Origin of the sequence: Sphingopyxis sp. YR583 (genome assembly GCF_900108295.1) — a bacterium.
Lineage (GTDB): Bacteria > Pseudomonadota > Alphaproteobacteria > Sphingomonadales > Sphingomonadaceae > Sphingopyxis.
Window position 1 is genome coordinate 2,085,728 of the sequence record NZ_FNWK01000001.1, and the last position, 16,773, is coordinate 2,102,500.

Below are 16,773 nucleotides of genomic sequence, written 5' to 3' on the forward strand. Positions count from 1 at the left end.
GGACAAGATGACGGTGCGTAACTTCGGGCGAGAACAGGTTGCAACGCTTGCGCTTGCGGCGGCTCTGCTGGCGGCGGCGACGCCCGCGCGCGCGCAAGACGCTGGAACCTCGTCCCGCCCGATCGATTTCCGCCTTCCGCCGCCCGCCGATGACGGCCGGACACCGGGGGTGCAGGGCCCGTCCGACAATGGCTTGCCGCCAGTCGCGCCGGGCGAACGGCGCGGCGTGCCGACGCCAACCCCCGCGCCGACCCCGACACCAACGCAGCCGGTGGCGCCGCCACGCGTAACCTCGACCCAGCCCGCCACCGCAACCCCGGCTCCCGCGCCCGCGTCGACACGGCGCGACACGCCTGTGACCGCGGCACCGCGCGCGGCGGCGCCGGAGGCCGCGAGCGCGGTGCCTGCGAATCCGACCGACAATCCGGCCTTGCCGCCACTCGAGACGACCGCCCCACCGGCGGCCGGAGCCACGTCCGTTCCGGCCGACGAAGCGCCGGTCGCGGAGGCCCCCGCGAGCGCACCGTCGGGTACGCCGATATGGGCCTGGCTGCTGGCCGTCATCGCAGCCGGCGCTGCCGGATTCTGGTATTGGCGCCGCCGCGCGGCGCCCGCAGGGCCGCCGCTCGACGAGATCGACGCAGCACCGCGCCCGGCCGCGCCGCGTCCCACACCTCGGGCGGCGCAAACACCGCCCAAGCCGCCGGTTCCGGTTCCGCCGCAGCCGTCAGCGCCGCCGCCTGCCGCCCGGCCCACGCCGTCCCCGGCCCAGCCGCTCGTGACCCGCGCTGCTGGCGAGAAGCGTGCGGTCGTCGGGATGACACTCGATGTGCGGAGCATCCGCTTCGCCGCCGATCATGTCGCGGTCGGCTTCGCGCTCAACCTGCTCAATCAGGGGACGACGCCGGCGACGGGGCTGATGGTCCGAATCGCGCTCAATCAGGGTTCGGCGATGACCGAGCCCGTGCTGGCCCGCTTCTTCGACGGGGCGGGGGGCAGCGTGCTGCGCGACGACATGATGCTGGCGGTCGGCGCGGGCGAGGAATTGTCGACCGAGGTCATGTTGCCGCGCGCGGCAATCGAACCGCTGATGATCGGCGGCAAGCCGATGCTGGTCCCCGTCATCGCCTTCGATGTCACCTATCATTGGGATGGCGAGGGCGAAGCGTTCGGACAGAATGCGGGCAGTTTCGTGCTCGGCCGCGAACAGGGCGCAAGCGGCAGCGAAAAGCTCGCGCCTCTGCCGCTCGACCGCGCTTCCTACACGGTCGAGCGTCCGGGCGCCCGCGCGACCGCAATCAAGCGCGCGCAATAATCTGGCTCAAAACGACACTGCTTTTTTGTTGCGGTGCAGCATCGTCTGAGGCACATCTCCACCGCGCTTGAAAAAGCGCGGGGCGGGGCATAGGCTGACTATCCCCGGAAAGAAGCCACAGCAGGATGGCCGGGATAGGGACAGGCAAAACAGGTTCCCGACCGGCCGCAACAGGAGCATGACATGGACGCCTTGGTCTCAACCGACTGGCTGGAACGCGAACTGGGGGCATCGGACCTGCGGGTCGTCGATGCGACGAAATTTCTCGCCGATGCAGGACGCGACGCGCGCGCTGAATATGAGGCAGGCCACATTCCCGGCGCGGTGTTCATGGATCTTGCCGAACTGACCGACGCGTCGAACGCCGTCGACAATATGGCGCCACCGGCCGAAAAATTCGCGAGCCGCATGCAGTCGCTCGGTCTCGGCGACGGCAGCCGCATCGTGATCTATGACGACAGCCCGCTCAAGAGCGCGGCGCGCGCCTGGTGGCTACTCAAACTGTTCGGCGCTCATGACGTCGCGTTGCTCGATGGCGGGCTTGCCAAGTGGAAGGCCGAGGGCCGCGCGCTCGAAATGGGCAAGCAGACGCTGCGCCATCGCCACTTCACCGTGTGGCGCGATGCCAAGGCGGTGCGCACCAAGGAACAGATGCTCGCGAACGTCGACAGCGGCGCCGAACAGGTCGTCGATGCGCGGCCTGCCGCCCGCTTTACGGGTGAGGAACGCGATCCGCGTGCGGGTGTCGCACCCGGCCATATCCCGGGCTCGCGCAGCCTTCCGCACAGCGCGCTGTTCAACGCCGACGGAACGTGGAAGCAGGGCGACGAGCTGAAAGCGGCGTTCGATGCCGCCGGCGTCGATCTCGACAAGCCGCTCGTCACCACCTGCGGCAGCGGCATGACCGCGACCGTCGTCGCCTTTGGCGCGCACCTGCTCGGCAAGGACGATGTGGCGGTTTATGACGGTAGCTGGACCGAATGGGGCGCCGATCCGGCGACGCCGAAGGCGACCGGCGCGGCCTGAGCCCGTCCGCGGGCGAAACCTGTTTCCGTGCCGCTGGCTTTTGGCGAGCGGCACGCTAACAAGGCGGGCATGAACAACCGCGACGATAAAAGCCTCCGCCCTGCAACGAAACTGGTGCAGGGCGGTCGCCGGCCCGAATGGACCGGCGATCCCCGACTGGGCGGCAGCGTCGTCAATCCGCCGCTGTGGCGCGCCTCGACGATCCTTTACAACAATATCGCCGACCTTAAGGCGCGCGGCCATGCCACGCACGACAAACTCTATTACGGTCGGCGCGGCACGCCGACGGTATGGGCGCTCGCCGATGCGCTGACCGATCTCGAGGCCGAAGCCGAAGGCACCTTGCTATACCCGTCGGGTGTCGCGGCGATTTCGGCGGGGCTGCTCGCACTGCTGTCGCCCGGCGATCATCTGCTGATGGTCGACAGCGCTTACGAACCGACGCGCCTGTTCTGTAACGGCATGCTCGCGCGCTTCGGCGTCAGGACGACCTATTATGATCCGTCGATCGGCGCAGGCATCGCCGACCTGATCATGGACGAAACGAAGCTCATCTTCCTCGAATCGCCGGGCAGCCTGACCTTTGAGGTGCAGGATATCCCCGCGATCGTTGCGGTCGCGCGCGAACGCGGCGTGACGACGATGCTCGACAACACCTGGGCGACGCCCCTGCTTTTTCCCGCGCTGGCGCACGGCGTCGATGCGACGGTGATGAGCCTGACCAAATATGTCGGTGGGCACAGCGACGCGATGATGGGATCGCTGACCGCCACCAGGGCGCTGTGGCCGCGGCTGCGGCATGCGACCTACCAGCTTGGCCTGTCGGTATCGCCCGACGATTGCGCGCTGATGCTGCGCGGGCTTCGCACGCTCGATGTCCGCCTGGCGCGGCATGGCGAAAATGGCCTCGCGGTTGCGAACTGGCTCGCCGCACGGCCCGAGGTGGGCCGGGTGCTCCATCCGGCGCTGCCGGGCGATCCCGGCCATGCCATCTGGGCGCGCGATTTCACCGGGGCGAGCGGCCTGTTCGGCTTCACGCTCAAAGGCACCGACGATGCCGGCCGCACCCGCTTCATCGACGCCCTGTCGGCCTTTGGCATCGGATTCAGTTGGGGCGGTTATGAAAGCCTTGTCGTGCCCAGCAATCCGGACGAGATTCGTACCGCCGTTGCGTGGACCGACACCGATCCGCTCGTCCGCCTGTCGGTCGGGCTCGAGGATCCGGCCGATCTGATCGCCGACCTTGAACGCGGTTTCGCCGCGATGGCGGGATGATCGCCATGGACGGGCTGCCCGAAGGCGTCGTCCGCACGATCGAGACGCTGAAGGCGGTCGGCATCGATGTCGGTTCGTACCGGCTGTCGCTTTATGGCCTGTTCTCGACGATCGTCGTCGCGGTGCTGCTGTATCTCGCGGTGCGAATCATCTTGCGGTCGATCAAATGGCTGCTCCGCCGCAACACGCAGATCGACGCGACGCAGCGCCTGCTCGCCGAAAAGCTGATCGCGATCGCGCTGTTCGTCTTCGCGATGCTGTTCGGCATCGACCTCTTGGGTATCGATCTGACCGCGCTTGCCGTTTTCTCGGGCGCTGCGGGCCTTGCGATCGGTTTCGGCCTGCAAAAGACGGTCGGCAATCTGATCGCGGGAATCATCCTGCTCATGGACCGTTCGATCAAGCCGGGCGATATCGTCGTCGTCGGCGATGGCAGTGCGATGGGCGGATCATCGCTGCCGGGCGGGGTTCCGAATGTCGGCCGCGTCGCGAAGATCGGCGTTCGCGCGGTGAATGTGATCACGCGCGACGGGAAAAAGCATTTGATCCCGAACGAGCTGCTGATGACCCAGCCGGTCGAGAATTGGAGCTATGCGAGCCCCGAGGTGCGCGTGCGGATGCGCGTACCCGTCGGATATGATTGCGACCTGCGCCTCGCACAGCGGCTGATGGTCGAAACGGCAAAGGAAAATCCGCGCATCTTGAACGAACCCGAACCGGTCGTGTGGATCACGGCTTTCGGGGAACGCGCGGTCGAGCATGAACTGCGCTACTGGATTTCGGATCCCGAGGCGGGGCTCGGTAACATCCAGGGCGAGGTCTTCCTCGGCATCTGGGACCGGTTCAAGGAAGCGGGTATCCGCATTCCCTATCCACGGCAGGATGTGAAGATCGTCGGGGCGCCGGATGATGGTCCGGCGCCGGCCAACGGAATTTAGAAACCGGTCTTCTTCGCACGTTCGATACATTCGACGATGATGCGCTTGGCTTCATCGACATCGCCCCAGCCATTGAGCTTGGCCCATTTTCCGGGTTCGAGATCCTTATAGTGGGTGAAGAAATGCTCGATCTGCTGCAGCACGATTTCGGGCATGTCCTTATACGTCGAAACCTTGTCGTAATAAGGAAAGGTCTTGTTGACGGGGACGCACAGCAGCTTTTCGTCGCCGCCAGCGTCGTCGACCATGTTGAGCACGCCGATCGGTCGGCACTTGACCACTGCGCCCGCGACGATGGGCGAACGCGCGACGACCAGCGCGTCGAGCGGATCGCCATCTTCGCCCAGCGTGTGGGGCACGAAACCGTAATTGGCTGGGTAGCGCATCGGCGTGTGCAGGAAGCGGTCGACGAAAAGCGCGCCCGATGCCTTGTCGAATTCATATTTCACCGGCTCGCCGCCGATCGGAACTTCGATCAGGACGTTGAGGCTGTCGGGCGGGCTGTCGCCGGCGGGAATCAGGTCGATGCGCATGGGAGAAATCAGTCCTTTGTTCTGTTCTCCGCCGAATCCTTTTAGAGGCGGCGGCGCGGCGCCAATAGCGGATCGAACCAGTCGGGGCCACTCCCGACTTTTTCGAGGTGCGGCCAGCGCAGCCCGCCATGATAGTCGATCTCGAGATTGCGATAGCGCCCACCGCGCTCGACGAGCAGGCGCACCGGCGTTTTGCCGTCGGTTGCGGCGCGAATCGCGGTTTCAATCCGCTCGCGGCTGTAGCTGAGCCCGTCGACCGCGACGATCTTCGTTCCATTGATGATGTCGGCCTTGAACGCCGGGCCTTCCCACAGGATGCCGCTTGCAAGGCCGTCCTTGTCGATCGTCATCCCCAGCGAATGGGTGAGGTCGGCATTTTTCGCCTGCGCCATGCGGTCGCGGTCATAGACATTGGGCGCGTCGCGCCAGACGAGCCGGTATCCCGCGCGCTCGATCCCTCCGACCGGCGCGGGCTGGCCGCTCGCCTGCATGCGTTCGCGCAGGAAGGTGGCCCAGTCATGGGGATGGACGGCGTTCAGCGCCGCGACGACATCGTCGAAATCATAAGTGTTCTGCCCCCAGTCGCCCTCGCGCCCGCCGAAAAAAGCGCGCGCGAAATCGTCGAGGCTCTTGGCGTTGTTCGTCGCCTGACGGATCAGCATGTCGGCGTCGAGCCACATCAGCGACCCTTCGTTGTAATAATCCTCGCTTCGCGACCAGCTCGGATAAGGCTTGGGTTTGCGCGCCGCGATGATCGGGTCGAGCGTCGTATCCTCGACCGAGCGCCACTGGCGCCCCGGCTGGGAGCTATAGTTGCCCGCGTTGGTTGCCCATTCGGCGAGGATCATCTCTTTCGACTGCATCCCCGACCGGCCGGCGAGGACGAGATCCCAGAAACTCGTCTGCCCTTCGTAAACCCACAGCAGATTGTCCTGCATCGGGGTACGGAAATCGGGGGTCCACATCTTGTCGGGGCGACGATATTTGCCGTTCCAGCTGTGGGTCAGCTCGTGTGGGAGCAGCCCGCGCTCGCTGTCATTGTCGTTCCATTTGGTGAAATAGTCGGGGTTGCGGCTGTTCTCGCTGCTGCGATGATGTTCGAGCCCGATTCCCCCGAGCTCGTCGGTGAGCGCGAGCAGGAATTCATAGCGATCGAAATGGCGAACCCCGAACAGCGCGACGGCTTCGGACACCAGCGCCGCGTGGCGCGCGATATGGTCGGGGCTCGCCTCGAGATATTTCGCTTCGTCGGCGACGACGTTGAGTGTGACCTTGTTGCCGAGATCCCATTTGCGGAAAAATTTGCCCGCGAACATCGGGCTGTCGACCAGCACCTCATAATTGGTCGGCGCGAAGCTGTAGCGGTTGCCCGACACCTTGAGCCCGTCGAGCGCCGACGCGCCGGTCCAGCCTTCGGGCAATATGACCTCGAGCTGCACCGGTATCGCGCGGGTGAAATAGCCCGCGGGGTAAAGGCTGACCTGTTCCCATTGCAGGTTCATCATCGCCGGGGTGACGACCACCCGGCCTTCGCTCGTTCGCGTCGGGGACAGGAAATCGAAGGCGACGTCGATGCTCTTGACCCCCGCGGGCACGTCGACGTCGAACGCATAGACATCGGTCGGCTGCCGCGTCCACGCCAGCGGCTTGCCGCCGGCGCTCGGCTTGAAGCCCGCCATCTCGGCGATCGCACCGCGCGGCGCATGCTTGCCGGGCAGCCATTCGGGATAGAGCAAAGTCAGTTTGCCCGCCTTCGCGACGGGGATCGTCTGGCGAACGTGAAAGATACCGCGCGCATAATCGCTCGCATCGACCTTGAGCTGCATCGTGCCCGGATAGGGTTTGTCGGCGGGCAGGGGGATGGTCAGCGGCTGGACGACCGGTTGGGGCCGGCTGTTGCCGTCCTGGGCGATGGCGGGGGAAATGGCGACGGGTGCGGCGATGACCGCCGCTGCGACGAACAGTGCTTTTTCCATGTCGCACCTCTGCCGCGAAACGTGGGCGAGGTCCAGCGACGGCTTGAGCAAGCGCACTTTGCCTTTCGACGAAAAACCATTAGATGCGCCGCGCATGAGCAAGGACAAAAGCGCGAAAATTCCGACCCCGCAAGCTGTGCGCGGCACCCAGGACATGCTTGGCGATTTCGCCGACCGGTTCGCGCATGTCGTGGGCACCTTCGAACGGGTGCGCCGCCTCTATGGCTTCAAGCGCGTCGAAGTGCCGGTGATCGAGCCAACCGCCGTGTTCGCGCGCTCGCTGGGCGAAACGACCGACGTCGTGTCGAAGGAAATGTATTCGTTCGAAGATCGCGGCGGCGAGTCGATCACGCTGCGCCCCGAATTCACTGCTGGCATTGCGCGCGCTTATATCACCAACGGCTGGCAGCAGTTCGCGCCGCTGAAGGTCGCGACGCACGGCCCGCTGTTCCGCTACGAGCGCCCGCAAAAGGGCCGCTATCGTCAGTTCCACCAGCTCGATGCCGAGATGATCGGCAGCGACAGCCCGCTCGCCGATGCCGAGCTGCTGGTGTTCGCCGACCAGCTTTTGAAGGAACTCGGCATTTCCGAAGGTGTGACGCTGACGCTCAACACGCTGGGCGATGTGGCGAGCCGCGACGCCTGGCGCGCCGCGCTGGTCGAGCATTTCGAAGCGCACCGCGATGATCTCAGCGAAGACAGCCTCGCACGACTCGACAAGAATCCGCTCCGCATCCTCGACAGCAAGGATCCGAAGGATCGCCCGATCGCCGACAGCGCGCCCGACATCGACGCCTATCTGACGAGCGAAGCGCAGGACTTCTTCGGCGCTGTCACCGCGGGCCTCGACGCCGCGGGGGTCGCGTGGGAGCGCAACGCGCGGCTCGTGCGCGGGCTCGACTATTATCGCCACACCGCCTTCGAGTTCGTGACCGACCGGCTCGGCGCGCAGGGCACGGTGATCGGCGGCGGACGCTATGACGGGCTGATCGAAACGCTCGGCGGACCGCCGACGCCGGCGGTCGGCTGGGCCGGCGGGATCGAACGGCTGGCGATGCTGCTCGCTGACGATGTGATCGACGATCGTCTCGACGCGGTGATCGCGGTCGAGGATGACGGCCAGCTCGCGATGGCGATGAGAGCGCTGGCGGCGCTGCGCGGCAGCGGTTTCGCAACCGAAATCGTCGCAAGCGGATCGCCGCGTAAGCGCTTTGACAAGGCAGGGAAGATTCCGGCGCGCGCCCTGATCGCGATCGGCTCGCGCGACGGTGAAGCGTACACGAACATTCGTGGCGACAGCGAGCTTACGATCACGATCGACGCGATCATTCGCGCGCTCTGATGACCTCCGTTTCCGAAAGACAGATCGACGCGATCATCGAGCGCCACGCCGCATTGCAGGCGCGCATGGCGACGGGCGACATGGCGCCCGCCGATTTCGTCGCCGCGTCGAAGGAGTTTGCCGAACTCGAACCCGTCGCGAGGGCGGCGAGTGAGGTCGTGCGCCTGCGCGGCGAGCTGGTCTCGCTCGGTGAAATGCTCGCCGATCCCGAAATGAAGGCGATGGCGGCCGAGGAAATCGCGGAGATCGAAGCCGCGCTGCCCGCCGCCGAGCATGATCTTGCCATCAAGCTCTTGCCCAAGGACGTTGCCGACGAGCGCGCCGCGATGCTCGAAATTCGCGCGGGCACGGGCGGCGACGAGGCGGCGCTGTTCGCGGGCGACCTGCTGCGCATGTACAGCCGCTATGCAGATGGACAGGGCTGGAAGGTCGAGATCATCTCGTCGAACGAGGCCGAAATGGGCGGATACAAGGAAGTGGTCGCGTCGGTGACCGGACAGGGCGTGTTCGCCAAATTGAAGTTCGAAAGCGGCGTCCACCGCGTCCAGCGCGTGCCCGCGACCGAAAGCCAGGGGCGCATCCACACCAGCGCCGCGACCGTCGCAGTGCTGCCCGAGGCCGAGGAAGTCGACGTCGCGATCAACGACAGCGACCTCAAGATCGACATCTACCGTGCAAGCGGAGCGGGCGGGCAGCACGTCAACACGACCGATTCGGCGATCCGCATCACGCATATCCCGAGCGGGCTCGTCGTGATCCAGCAGGATCAGCGCAGCCAGCACAAGAATCGCGCCAAGGCGATGCAGGTGCTGCGCGCGCGCCTCTATGATCTGGAGCGCGAAAAGATCCACAGCGCCGAAGCGTCGGCGCGCAAGTCGATGGTCGGGTCGGGCGACCGGTCCGAGCGCATCCGTACCTATAATTTCCCGCAGGGGCGCGTGACCGATCACCGGATCAACCTGACGCTCCACCGCCTGCCCGAGATCATCGAAGGCGCGATGGACGAGTTGGTCGACGCGCTGATCGCAGAGGATCAGGCGCAGCGACTGGCGGGACTGGGTGACTGACGTCGGCGCCGCGCTGCGCGACGCGGCGGCGCGGCTTGCGGCGGTATCCGACACCCCGCGCCTCGATGCCGAATTGCTGATGGCGCACGCGCTGGGCGTCGAAAGGCAGGCGCTGCTGCTCGATCCCGCGCGTTTCGCCGTTCCCGATCGCTTCGCCGATTTCGTGGCCGCCCGAATGACGCACGAACCCGTCGCCTATATTCTGGGCTATCGCGATTTCTGGACGGTGCGCATCGGCGTCGGCCCGGGTGTCCTGATCCCGAGGCCCGACAGCGAAACGCTGATCGAGGCGGCGGTTGCCCATTTCGGCACCATTGGCCCAAAGCGCATCCTCGACCTCGGTACCGGACCCGGCACGCTGCTCTATGCGGCGCTCAGCGAATGGCCGCAAGCGAGCGGTCTTGGGGTCGATGCCAGCGATATCGCGCTCGACCATGCCAAGGAAAATGCGCTGACTTTGGGACTGGATGACCGGGTGCATCTGATGCCCGGCAATTGGGCCGATCAGGTGGACCAGCAATTCGACCTCATTCTCTGCAATCCGCCCTATATCGCCGACACGGAGGAACTGATGCCCGACGTGGCCGACCATGAGCCCGCCGGCGCCTTGTTCGCCGGCGCCGACGGGCTGGACGACTATCGGCGGATCATCCCCGATTTACCGCGGATTCTGGCGCCTGGCGGGCTGGCGATCCTTGAAATCGGTCACACGCAACGCATATCGGTATCGAAGCTCGCCGAAGCGGCGGGGTTTTCGGTCGGTTGCAGACAGGATCTGGGCGGCCGCGACAGGGCGCTTTTGCTGACCCGCGCCTGAAGCCTGTACAAGAATTTGCTTGGTTTCCGCCGCAAAGCGCGGTAGGGGCGGCTTACAGACCCGGTAGGGAACCTTGATTGGTCCGACTGGTCTGCTTCCCACTTACGGTGCTGGTGCGGGGCCAAGGGTCCGGCGCAGCGGTAGAAGGGCAAGAACCGCGTGAGAAGCGCGGGCACGACGCGCAGGTGGCGCGGTCGGCCAAAAGGGGTTGGCGTAGCTTATTAGCTTATCAGGATGTCTCAGTTGAACATGAACAACCGACAGAACGGTCGCCGTCGCGGCCGTAACAACAACGGCAGCAACAATAACAACCGTTCGCAGTCGGGCGGTCGCGGTGGGGTCGACCAGGCCAACCGCATCGACAGCCGGGCGCGCGGCAACGGCGCCCAGATGATCGAGAAATACCGCAACCTTGCGCGCGACGCGCAGCTTGCGGGCGACCGGGTCCAGACCGAATATTATCTGCAGTTCGCCGATCATTATTTCCGCGTCGTGAGCGATTTCCGCGCCCGGCAGGAAGAAAAGGCTGCGGCGAACGGCCAGGAACGCAGCCACGATCGTGGTCGCGAGATTCGCGGCGTCGAGGATTTCGACGGCCACGACGATACCGACAGCGATTTCGAAGCCGACACCGGCCGCGACGATGCCGACAATGGCGACGACCGCGGCGAGCGGAATGATCGTGGCAACGACCGGGGCGACCGCAACGAGCGGGGTGACCGCGGCCAGCGCGACAATCGCGGCAATCGCGAACCGCGTGGTGATCGCGACGACGATAACCGTGGCAACCGCGAACCGCGCGGCAACCGCGACGATGACAATCGCGGTAGCCGCCAGCCCGCCCGCAGCCGCCCCGCTCGCAACCGCGACGAAGACGAAGCGCCGCAGGGCGATCGCAGCGAAGCGCCCGTGCGCGAAGAAGCGGCCGAACAGGAAGCGGCTCCGCGCCCCGCGCGCCGCCCGGCCCGCCGTCCGCGTCAGGACGACAGCGCCGACAATGGCAATGCGGGAATCGATACCGCGGTTCTGCCCCCGGCGATCGGTCGCCCCGAACGCGCCGCCGACAGCGAAGCGACCGAGGAAGCGCCTGCGGCCAAGCCGCGCCGCACCCGCCGCACGCTGGCATCGCGCAACACCGACGTCGAAGCGGCTGAATAAGTCAGCGATTTCACGCTGGTTTTTCCGATTCGCATGACATAGCCTCCCCGCGGGATCACTCGCGGGGAGGTTTTTTATGCGCGTCTTGGCTCTGGCCTGTCTTCCGCTCGCTGTTGGAGGGTCGGCGCTTCCGGCTTTCGCGCAGGATGCCGCGACCGGTAACGCGCAGGGCGATGTCGCGGTCACCATCTATAATAATGGGCAGTCGCTGGTACAGGACGACCGCCAGCTGAGCGTTGCTGCCGGGCGCAACCGCATCGAGTTTCCCGACGTGTCGGCGCGCATCCGTCCCGAGACCGTCACACTCTCCGGCCCCGGTATCGGGATCGTCGAACAGAATTTCGATTTCGACCTGCTCACCCCCGACAAATTGATGGACAAGGCGGTCGGCCAGTCGATCACGCTCGTCCGCACCAACCCCGCGACCGGCGCCGAGCGCAGCGAGCGCGCCAAGGTGCTTGCGGCGAACGGCGGCATCGTGCTTCAGGTCGGCGAGCGGATCGAGGTGCTCCGCGACGATGGCCTGCCCGTGCGCGCGGTGTTCGACCGGCTGCCACCCAATTTGCGCGCCCGCCCGACGCTGTCGGTGACCGTCGACGCTGTGAGTGCCGGGACCGTCCCGGCGCGCCTTTCCTATCTGACGCCGAATCTCGGTTGGACCGCCGATTATGTCGCGCTTTTCGACGCCGCCAAGGGCGCGATGGATATTCAGGGATGGGTGACGCTGACCAACAGCACGGGCACGACCTTCAACAATGCGCGCACCTTGCTCGTCGCGGGAAGTCCGGGCGGCGGCGGGGGCTTTCGCCAGATGAGCGGCGCGATGGATTCGGCGGGCACCGAATCGAACGAGCGCGAACGGCTCGGCGACTATTATCTCTATCCGCTCGCCGAACGGACGACGATCGCCAATGCGCAGCAGAAGCAGGTGAGCTTCCTCGACGTAAAGGGCGCGCCCGCGCGCTCGACCTATGAATATGTCAATCGCTGGCTGGGCAGCAACAACGAGCCGGTCAGCACCGCGAGCGTGTTGCGTTTCTCGACGTCGCGGCAGGGTGGGCTCGGCGATCAACTGCCGGCGGGGACGATTCGCGTTTATATGCGCGACGCGCGCGGCGACCCGCAATTCATCGGCGAGAATCGCATCGACCATACGCCGATGGGATCGGCGATGTCGCTCCGTACCGGCGACGCGTTCGACGTGAAGGTCCAGCCGACTGTCGTGTCGCGCACGCGCAAGGGCGATTCGCGCTGGGTGACGAAGATGAAATATACGGTCAGCAACGCGCGGCCGGCGCCGGTGACGGTGCTGCTTGCACAGGACGGCCTCTATGGCGACGTCCGGATCAGCGACGAAAGCCTGAAGGGCGAGCGTATCTCGGCCGACCGCATCGAATGGCAGGTGCCCGTGCCAGCCAATGGCAAGGTCGACCTGACCGTCACATTCGATTCGCGCTACTGAGATCCGCGCGATGCGGGCCTGGCCCCTGTTGATCTGGGCGGCGGTGCTGGCAGCGCCGGCGCCCGGGCTGGCGCAAGCCTCCTCCTCTCCGGTCGTGGTATCGGCGAAGATCGGCGACGCTGCGGTCACCGTTTATCGCGCGCCCAATCGCGGCGCGGGGCCGATCAATCCCAACTGGCCGCAGGGCTTCGCCTTCATCACCGAAACCCGCACCGTCACCTTGCCTGCCGGCATCTCGGTCCTGCGATTCGAAGGCGTGGCGGAAGGGCTGTTGCCCGAAACCGCAGTGGTCAGCGGGCTCCCCGACGGGGTGATCGAGAAGAATCGCGACGCGCGGCTGCTATCGCCCGCGGGGCTCGTTGACGCTTATCTCAAGCGCAGCGTCACCCTGCGACGCACCAGCCTCGCGACCGGAAAGGTCGTCGAACAGGAAGCGGTGATCCAGTCGGGGCCGAATGGCGGGGTAATCGTCCAGACGGCGGCCGGGGTCGAGGCGCTCGCCTGTTCGGGCCTGCCCGAACGCATGCTTTATCGCCAGGTGCCCAAGGATCTGTCGGCGAAGCCCACCTTGTCGATACTGGTTGAAAGCAAGGCCGCGCGCACGGTGAAGGTGCAATTGCTCTATCTCGCCGAGGGGTTCGACTGGGCTGCCAATTATGTCGCCGACCGCGGCACAGACGGAAAGACGCTGGGCCTGACCGGCTGGATCACTGTCGCGAACGGTGGGGTGACGAGCTTCCCGGGCGCGCAGCTCAACGTCATCGCCGGCAGGCTGAACAAGATGTACAGCCCGCCGCTGCCGCGCAGCACGCCGGGGGCGCTGGTCCTCAAATGCTGGCCGATGGACATCACGAGCACGCACCCGCTGTGGGAACTGCCGCCGATCATCGAGATCGAGCAGAATTTCCAGCGCGTTGCCGAAGAAGTCGTGGTGACGGCGCGGCGGCGCGAAGACCGGATGATGTACGCGATGGCTCCGCCGCCGCCACCGCCCCCTCCGCCACCGGCGCCGATCGCGCCGCCGGCGGAAGATCTCGGTGACCTCAAATTCTATCGCATTCCCTTCCGCGTCGATGTGTCGGCAAAAGGACAGAAGCAGGTCGCGCTGCTTGCGAAGGATAAGGTCGCGGTCGAGCAGCTCTATGCCGCGACGCTCTACAATTATGGCGACGGTCGGCCGCAGCCGCTGATGATGCGTCTCCGCGTCCAGAACCGCGAATCGGACGGGCTCGGTCTCGCGCTTCCCGCCGGCATGGCGGCGGTGTTCGAGGCGATCGGCGGGCGCCGCCTGCTCGTCGGCGAAGCGGCGATCGGCGACAAGGCAAAGGACGAACGCGTCGATTACGACATCGGATCGAGCCCCGCCGTCCAATATAAGGTGACGGTCCAGCCTGATCCGAATGCCGATTACCGGCTCTGGCAGGTGACGCTGACCAACGCCCGCCCCTTCGATGCCGAGGTCGAGATGCTGATCCCGTTCGACCTCGATCCAACCCCGCAAGGATGGGAACGTCGCGGCAGCAGTTGGGTCTGGCGCGTCCGCGTCCCCGCGAACGACAGTCTTACCCAGGCTTTCCGGCAGAAATTGAAAGGCGACTAATTCGGATTCACCGCTAAGGCGGGCGGCAGCGCCCGCGGCCGGTGATTTTCGTCGAGCGCAACAAAGGTGAACACGCCTTCGGTTACGCGTTCCTCGGTCCGACCGCCGTCCCGCGTTGCGATCACCTCCAGCCGGATAGCCAGCGAGGTGCGGCCGCGCCGTTCGATATGTGCATAAATAGAAATAATGTCGCGCAGCAGGATCGGTGCGATGAACTCCATCGTCTCGATCGCGACCGTCGCGACCGCGCCCTGCGCTTCGCGTCCGGCGACGATGCCGCCCGCGATATCCATCTGGCTCAAGACCCAGCCGCCAAAGATATGGCCGTTGGCGTTGATGTCGGCGGGGCGGGGGACGACGCGCAGGATCGGGTCGCGCGGGCAGTCAGACTTATTGTTATCGGTCATGGTTCAAATCCGGGTCGTTTTCAAAAGGGTCTTCGATCGATTCGTCGTGTCCGCTGCCGCTCGACAGGAAAACGAGTCCCATCAGCGCGGCGCCGAGCATGACCGACAGGCCGACGCCGGCGGCGGTCGCGATGATCATATGGATCGTCAGCGCCTCGCCCATCGTCAGGCGAAGCCAGCCGAGCGCACCGACGACGGCGAGCAGCGAAACGATCGCCATGCCTTTCATCAGTCGGCGGTAACGGGTCCAGGCGACATTCGACGTGTCGCGATTGTCGAGGGGGGAGCGTTTAGCCATGATGCTTTCCATGAACCAAGCGGCCCCTGCGGCCAAGCGCCATCGCGGCGGGCCGGGATGTTTCGTTCGCCACGCGAATCATGTTAGGCTTGCCCGGCAACGGATAAAGACGGGAGCGGCACCTATGACGATCGGAGCGATTCTTCGGGAGCGGACCGGAGCAGTGATCTCGGCGGGGCCGACCGACACGGTGCGGGCGGCGGTCGACCTTCTGGCACAGAATCGGATCGGTGCCGTGCCGGTGGTCGAGAATGAAAAGATCGTCGGCATCTTTTCCGAGCGCGACATTGTTCGCCTGCTTTCTTCTTACGGGCCGGAGGCGCTCGACCGCAGCCTGGACGAGGTGATGACCAAATCGCCGGTGACCTGCGATTCGAACATGGCCGTGATCGGCGCGCTCTCGCAGATGACGCAGAAGCGCATCCGCCATCTTCCCGTGGTCGATGCCGGCCGAATCGTCGGGTTCGTTTCGATCGGCGATCTCGTCAAATATCGAATCGACCGCATCGAGGCCGAGGCGGCGGCGATGCGCGACTATATCGCGTCCTGAACAATAGGCCGCAGGTGGTGCGGCGCGAGAGCTGCGGCCCACGCCAACCTGCCCGCGCTTCTCCTCATGTATATATATATGCAGCCCTGCCGATGAACGGCGGAGCCATTACCGTCGCCCCTTGAATCGAATCGTCGCGATTCACGCATGAGGCACGGCGACCGGCGCAACAGCCGACACGATTCGGCGCCTCGATGCCGAATCGTGTCACGTTATCGATGCGAATCCATGACTCATCGCGGTGCTCGCACGCCGGAATCGCTCCATTGGACATCGCGAACGAAGAGTTTTCGAAATTTCGACGCGTGGAATCGCGGTTGGAATCGATCCGTGGGGGCTGATTCTGATGGAAATCCGTGATCGCGCCCGAGGCGTCACGACGGACGATCGGCGGACGTCTGCGGCGCCAAGATTTTCCGGGTTGGTGCCGAAGTGTTTGAGATCGGCAGTTTTCTGCGGGTTTCCTAGGCGTCCCCGAGGGGCTCTCAGGCCCGCTGCGCAACTTTTGAAACAAAATTGCAAAAAGGTTGTTGACGCGAATCGAGGAGGGGCCTAGAGGCGTGTTCACCGGACGGGGCGCGGCGCCAGACGCCACGAACCACCCGGTCGCCAACAGATACGGACAGATGTCCCCCGATAGCAATAGCGGGGAACGACAACTGTCCGCCATTTCTTGTCGGTGGCTCTTTGAAATTGTGATTGTCGATGAAGGGACATGTGGGCGGCGGCCCTGGGTCTTGCAGCTTTAAGGTGCAAGGTGCTCAGGATAAAAAGCCAAGCCTGACCTACATGTCTTACACGTTTCCATAACGTGGAAGCAGCCTTTCGGGGTTGCTTCTTGTGTAGGCCAGGCTCCTTAAAATGAGCGGGTTTGCGAGGGATATTCCACCTTTGCATTCTCGAACATCAAACTTGAGAGTTTGATCCTGGCTCAGAACGAACGCTGGCGGCATGCCTAACACATGCAAGTCGAACGAAGTCTTCGGACTTAGTGGCGCACGGGTGCGTA

At 65.0% G+C, this 16,773-nt stretch carries 15 protein-coding genes and 1 rRNA gene (1 of these 16 running past the window's edge); 12 read left to right on the forward strand and 4 right to left on the reverse strand.

Translation table 11 applies throughout. From position 1 onward, the window contains the following. Positions 1–7 precede the first annotated feature (7 nt). The 4 genes from BLW56_RS09635 to BLW56_RS09650 all read left to right on the forward strand — a co-directional run bounded on the left by BLW56_RS09635 (position 8) and on the right by BLW56_RS09650 (position 4,554). Positions 8–1,315 carry a hypothetical protein gene (locus tag BLW56_RS09635; protein WP_093510293.1) on the forward strand — a complete coding sequence of 436 codons (1,308 nt, stop codon included), beginning with the start codon at positions 8–10 and terminating at the stop codon, positions 1,313–1,315. A gap of 183 nt (positions 1,316–1,498) precedes the next feature. Further along, positions 1,499–2,341 (forward strand): 3-mercaptopyruvate sulfurtransferase, encoded by an 843-nt coding sequence (sseA, locus tag BLW56_RS09640; protein WP_093510294.1) that lies wholly within the window; start codon positions 1,499–1,501, stop codon positions 2,339–2,341. Between the two features lie 69 nt (positions 2,342–2,410). Next, on the forward strand, positions 2,411–3,616 hold the full coding sequence (gene metC / locus BLW56_RS09645; RefSeq protein WP_093510295.1) for a cystathionine beta-lyase: 1,206 nt from the start codon (positions 2,411–2,413) through the stop codon (positions 3,614–3,616). A gap of 5 nt (positions 3,617–3,621) precedes the next feature. Then, positions 3,622–4,554 carry a mechanosensitive ion channel family protein gene (locus BLW56_RS09650; RefSeq protein ID WP_371262223.1) on the forward strand — a complete coding sequence of 311 codons (933 nt, stop codon included), beginning with the start codon at positions 3,622–3,624 and terminating at the stop codon, positions 4,552–4,554. On the opposite strand, the gene ppa is transcribed toward BLW56_RS09650, so the two are convergent. Together ppa and BLW56_RS09660 are read right to left on the reverse strand one after the other, a co-directional pair. Continuing rightward, positions 4,551–5,087 (reverse strand): inorganic diphosphatase, encoded by a 537-nt coding sequence (ppa, locus tag BLW56_RS09655; protein ID WP_093510297.1) that lies wholly within the window; start codon positions 5,085–5,087, stop codon positions 4,551–4,553. The two genes, BLW56_RS09650 and ppa, sit on opposite strands and share 4 nt — an antisense overlap. A gap of 41 nt (positions 5,088–5,128) precedes the next feature. After that, positions 5,129–7,063, reverse strand: coding sequence for a M61 family metallopeptidase (locus tag BLW56_RS09660; protein WP_093510896.1), 1,935 nt, complete (start codon positions 7,061–7,063; stop codon positions 5,129–5,131). A 94-nt stretch (positions 7,064–7,157) separates the two neighbouring features. On the opposite strand from BLW56_RS09660, the gene hisS reads away from it, so the two are divergent. The 6 genes from hisS to BLW56_RS09690 all read left to right on the forward strand — a co-directional run bounded on the left by hisS (position 7,158) and on the right by BLW56_RS09690 (position 14,509). After that, entirely contained in the window at positions 7,158–8,405 is a 1,248-nt protein-coding gene (gene hisS, locus BLW56_RS09665; protein ID WP_093510298.1) for a histidine--tRNA ligase, read from the forward strand. After that, on the forward strand, positions 8,405–9,472 hold the full coding sequence (gene prfA / locus BLW56_RS09670; RefSeq protein ID WP_093510299.1) for a peptide chain release factor 1: 1,068 nt from the start codon (positions 8,405–8,407) through the stop codon (positions 9,470–9,472). Before hisS ends, prfA begins: the two co-directional genes overlap by 1 nt. Beyond that, positions 9,465–10,289 carry a peptide chain release factor N(5)-glutamine methyltransferase gene (gene prmC, locus BLW56_RS09675; RefSeq protein WP_093510300.1) on the forward strand — a complete coding sequence of 275 codons (825 nt, stop codon included), beginning with the start codon at positions 9,465–9,467 and terminating at the stop codon, positions 10,287–10,289. Before prfA ends, prmC begins: the two co-directional genes overlap by 8 nt. A gap of 234 nt (positions 10,290–10,523) precedes the next feature. Further along, positions 10,524–11,447, forward strand: a complete 924-nt coding sequence (locus BLW56_RS09680) for a DUF4167 domain-containing protein (RefSeq protein WP_093510301.1) — start codon at positions 10,524–10,526, stop codon at positions 11,445–11,447. A gap of 76 nt (positions 11,448–11,523) precedes the next feature. Continuing rightward, a complete protein-coding gene (locus BLW56_RS09685; RefSeq protein ID WP_093510302.1) occupies positions 11,524–12,909 on the forward strand; it encodes a DUF4139 domain-containing protein in 1,386 nt (461 codons plus the stop codon). 10 nt (positions 12,910–12,919) lie between these two features. Beyond that, a complete protein-coding gene (locus BLW56_RS09690; protein ID WP_093510303.1) occupies positions 12,920–14,509 on the forward strand; it encodes a DUF4139 domain-containing protein in 1,590 nt (529 codons plus the stop codon). On the opposite strand, the gene BLW56_RS09695 is transcribed toward BLW56_RS09690, so the two are convergent. Next, on the reverse strand, positions 14,506–14,916 hold the full coding sequence (locus BLW56_RS09695; RefSeq protein WP_093510304.1) for an acyl-CoA thioesterase: 411 nt from the start codon (positions 14,914–14,916) through the stop codon (positions 14,506–14,508). The two genes, BLW56_RS09690 and BLW56_RS09695, sit on opposite strands and share 4 nt — an antisense overlap. Then, the gene (locus BLW56_RS09700; RefSeq protein WP_093510897.1) at positions 14,906–15,214 is read right to left on the reverse strand and encodes a hypothetical protein; all 309 of its coding nucleotides are present in this window, start codon (positions 15,212–15,214) and stop codon (positions 14,906–14,908) included. The genes BLW56_RS09695 and BLW56_RS09700 overlap by 11 nt, the downstream gene beginning before the upstream one ends. Before the next feature lie 124 nt (positions 15,215–15,338). Between BLW56_RS09700 and BLW56_RS09705 the strand changes: the two genes are divergently transcribed. Together BLW56_RS09705 and BLW56_RS09710 are read left to right on the forward strand one after the other, a co-directional pair. Beyond that, positions 15,339–15,764: a CBS domain-containing protein gene (locus tag BLW56_RS09705; protein WP_093510305.1), complete on the forward strand. Its 426-nt coding sequence runs from the start codon at positions 15,339–15,341 to the stop codon at positions 15,762–15,764. A 908-nt stretch (positions 15,765–16,672) separates the two neighbouring features. Next, positions 16,673–16,773: ribosomal RNA gene (locus tag BLW56_RS09710) — 16S ribosomal RNA — on the forward strand (it continues 1,388 nt past the right edge of the window).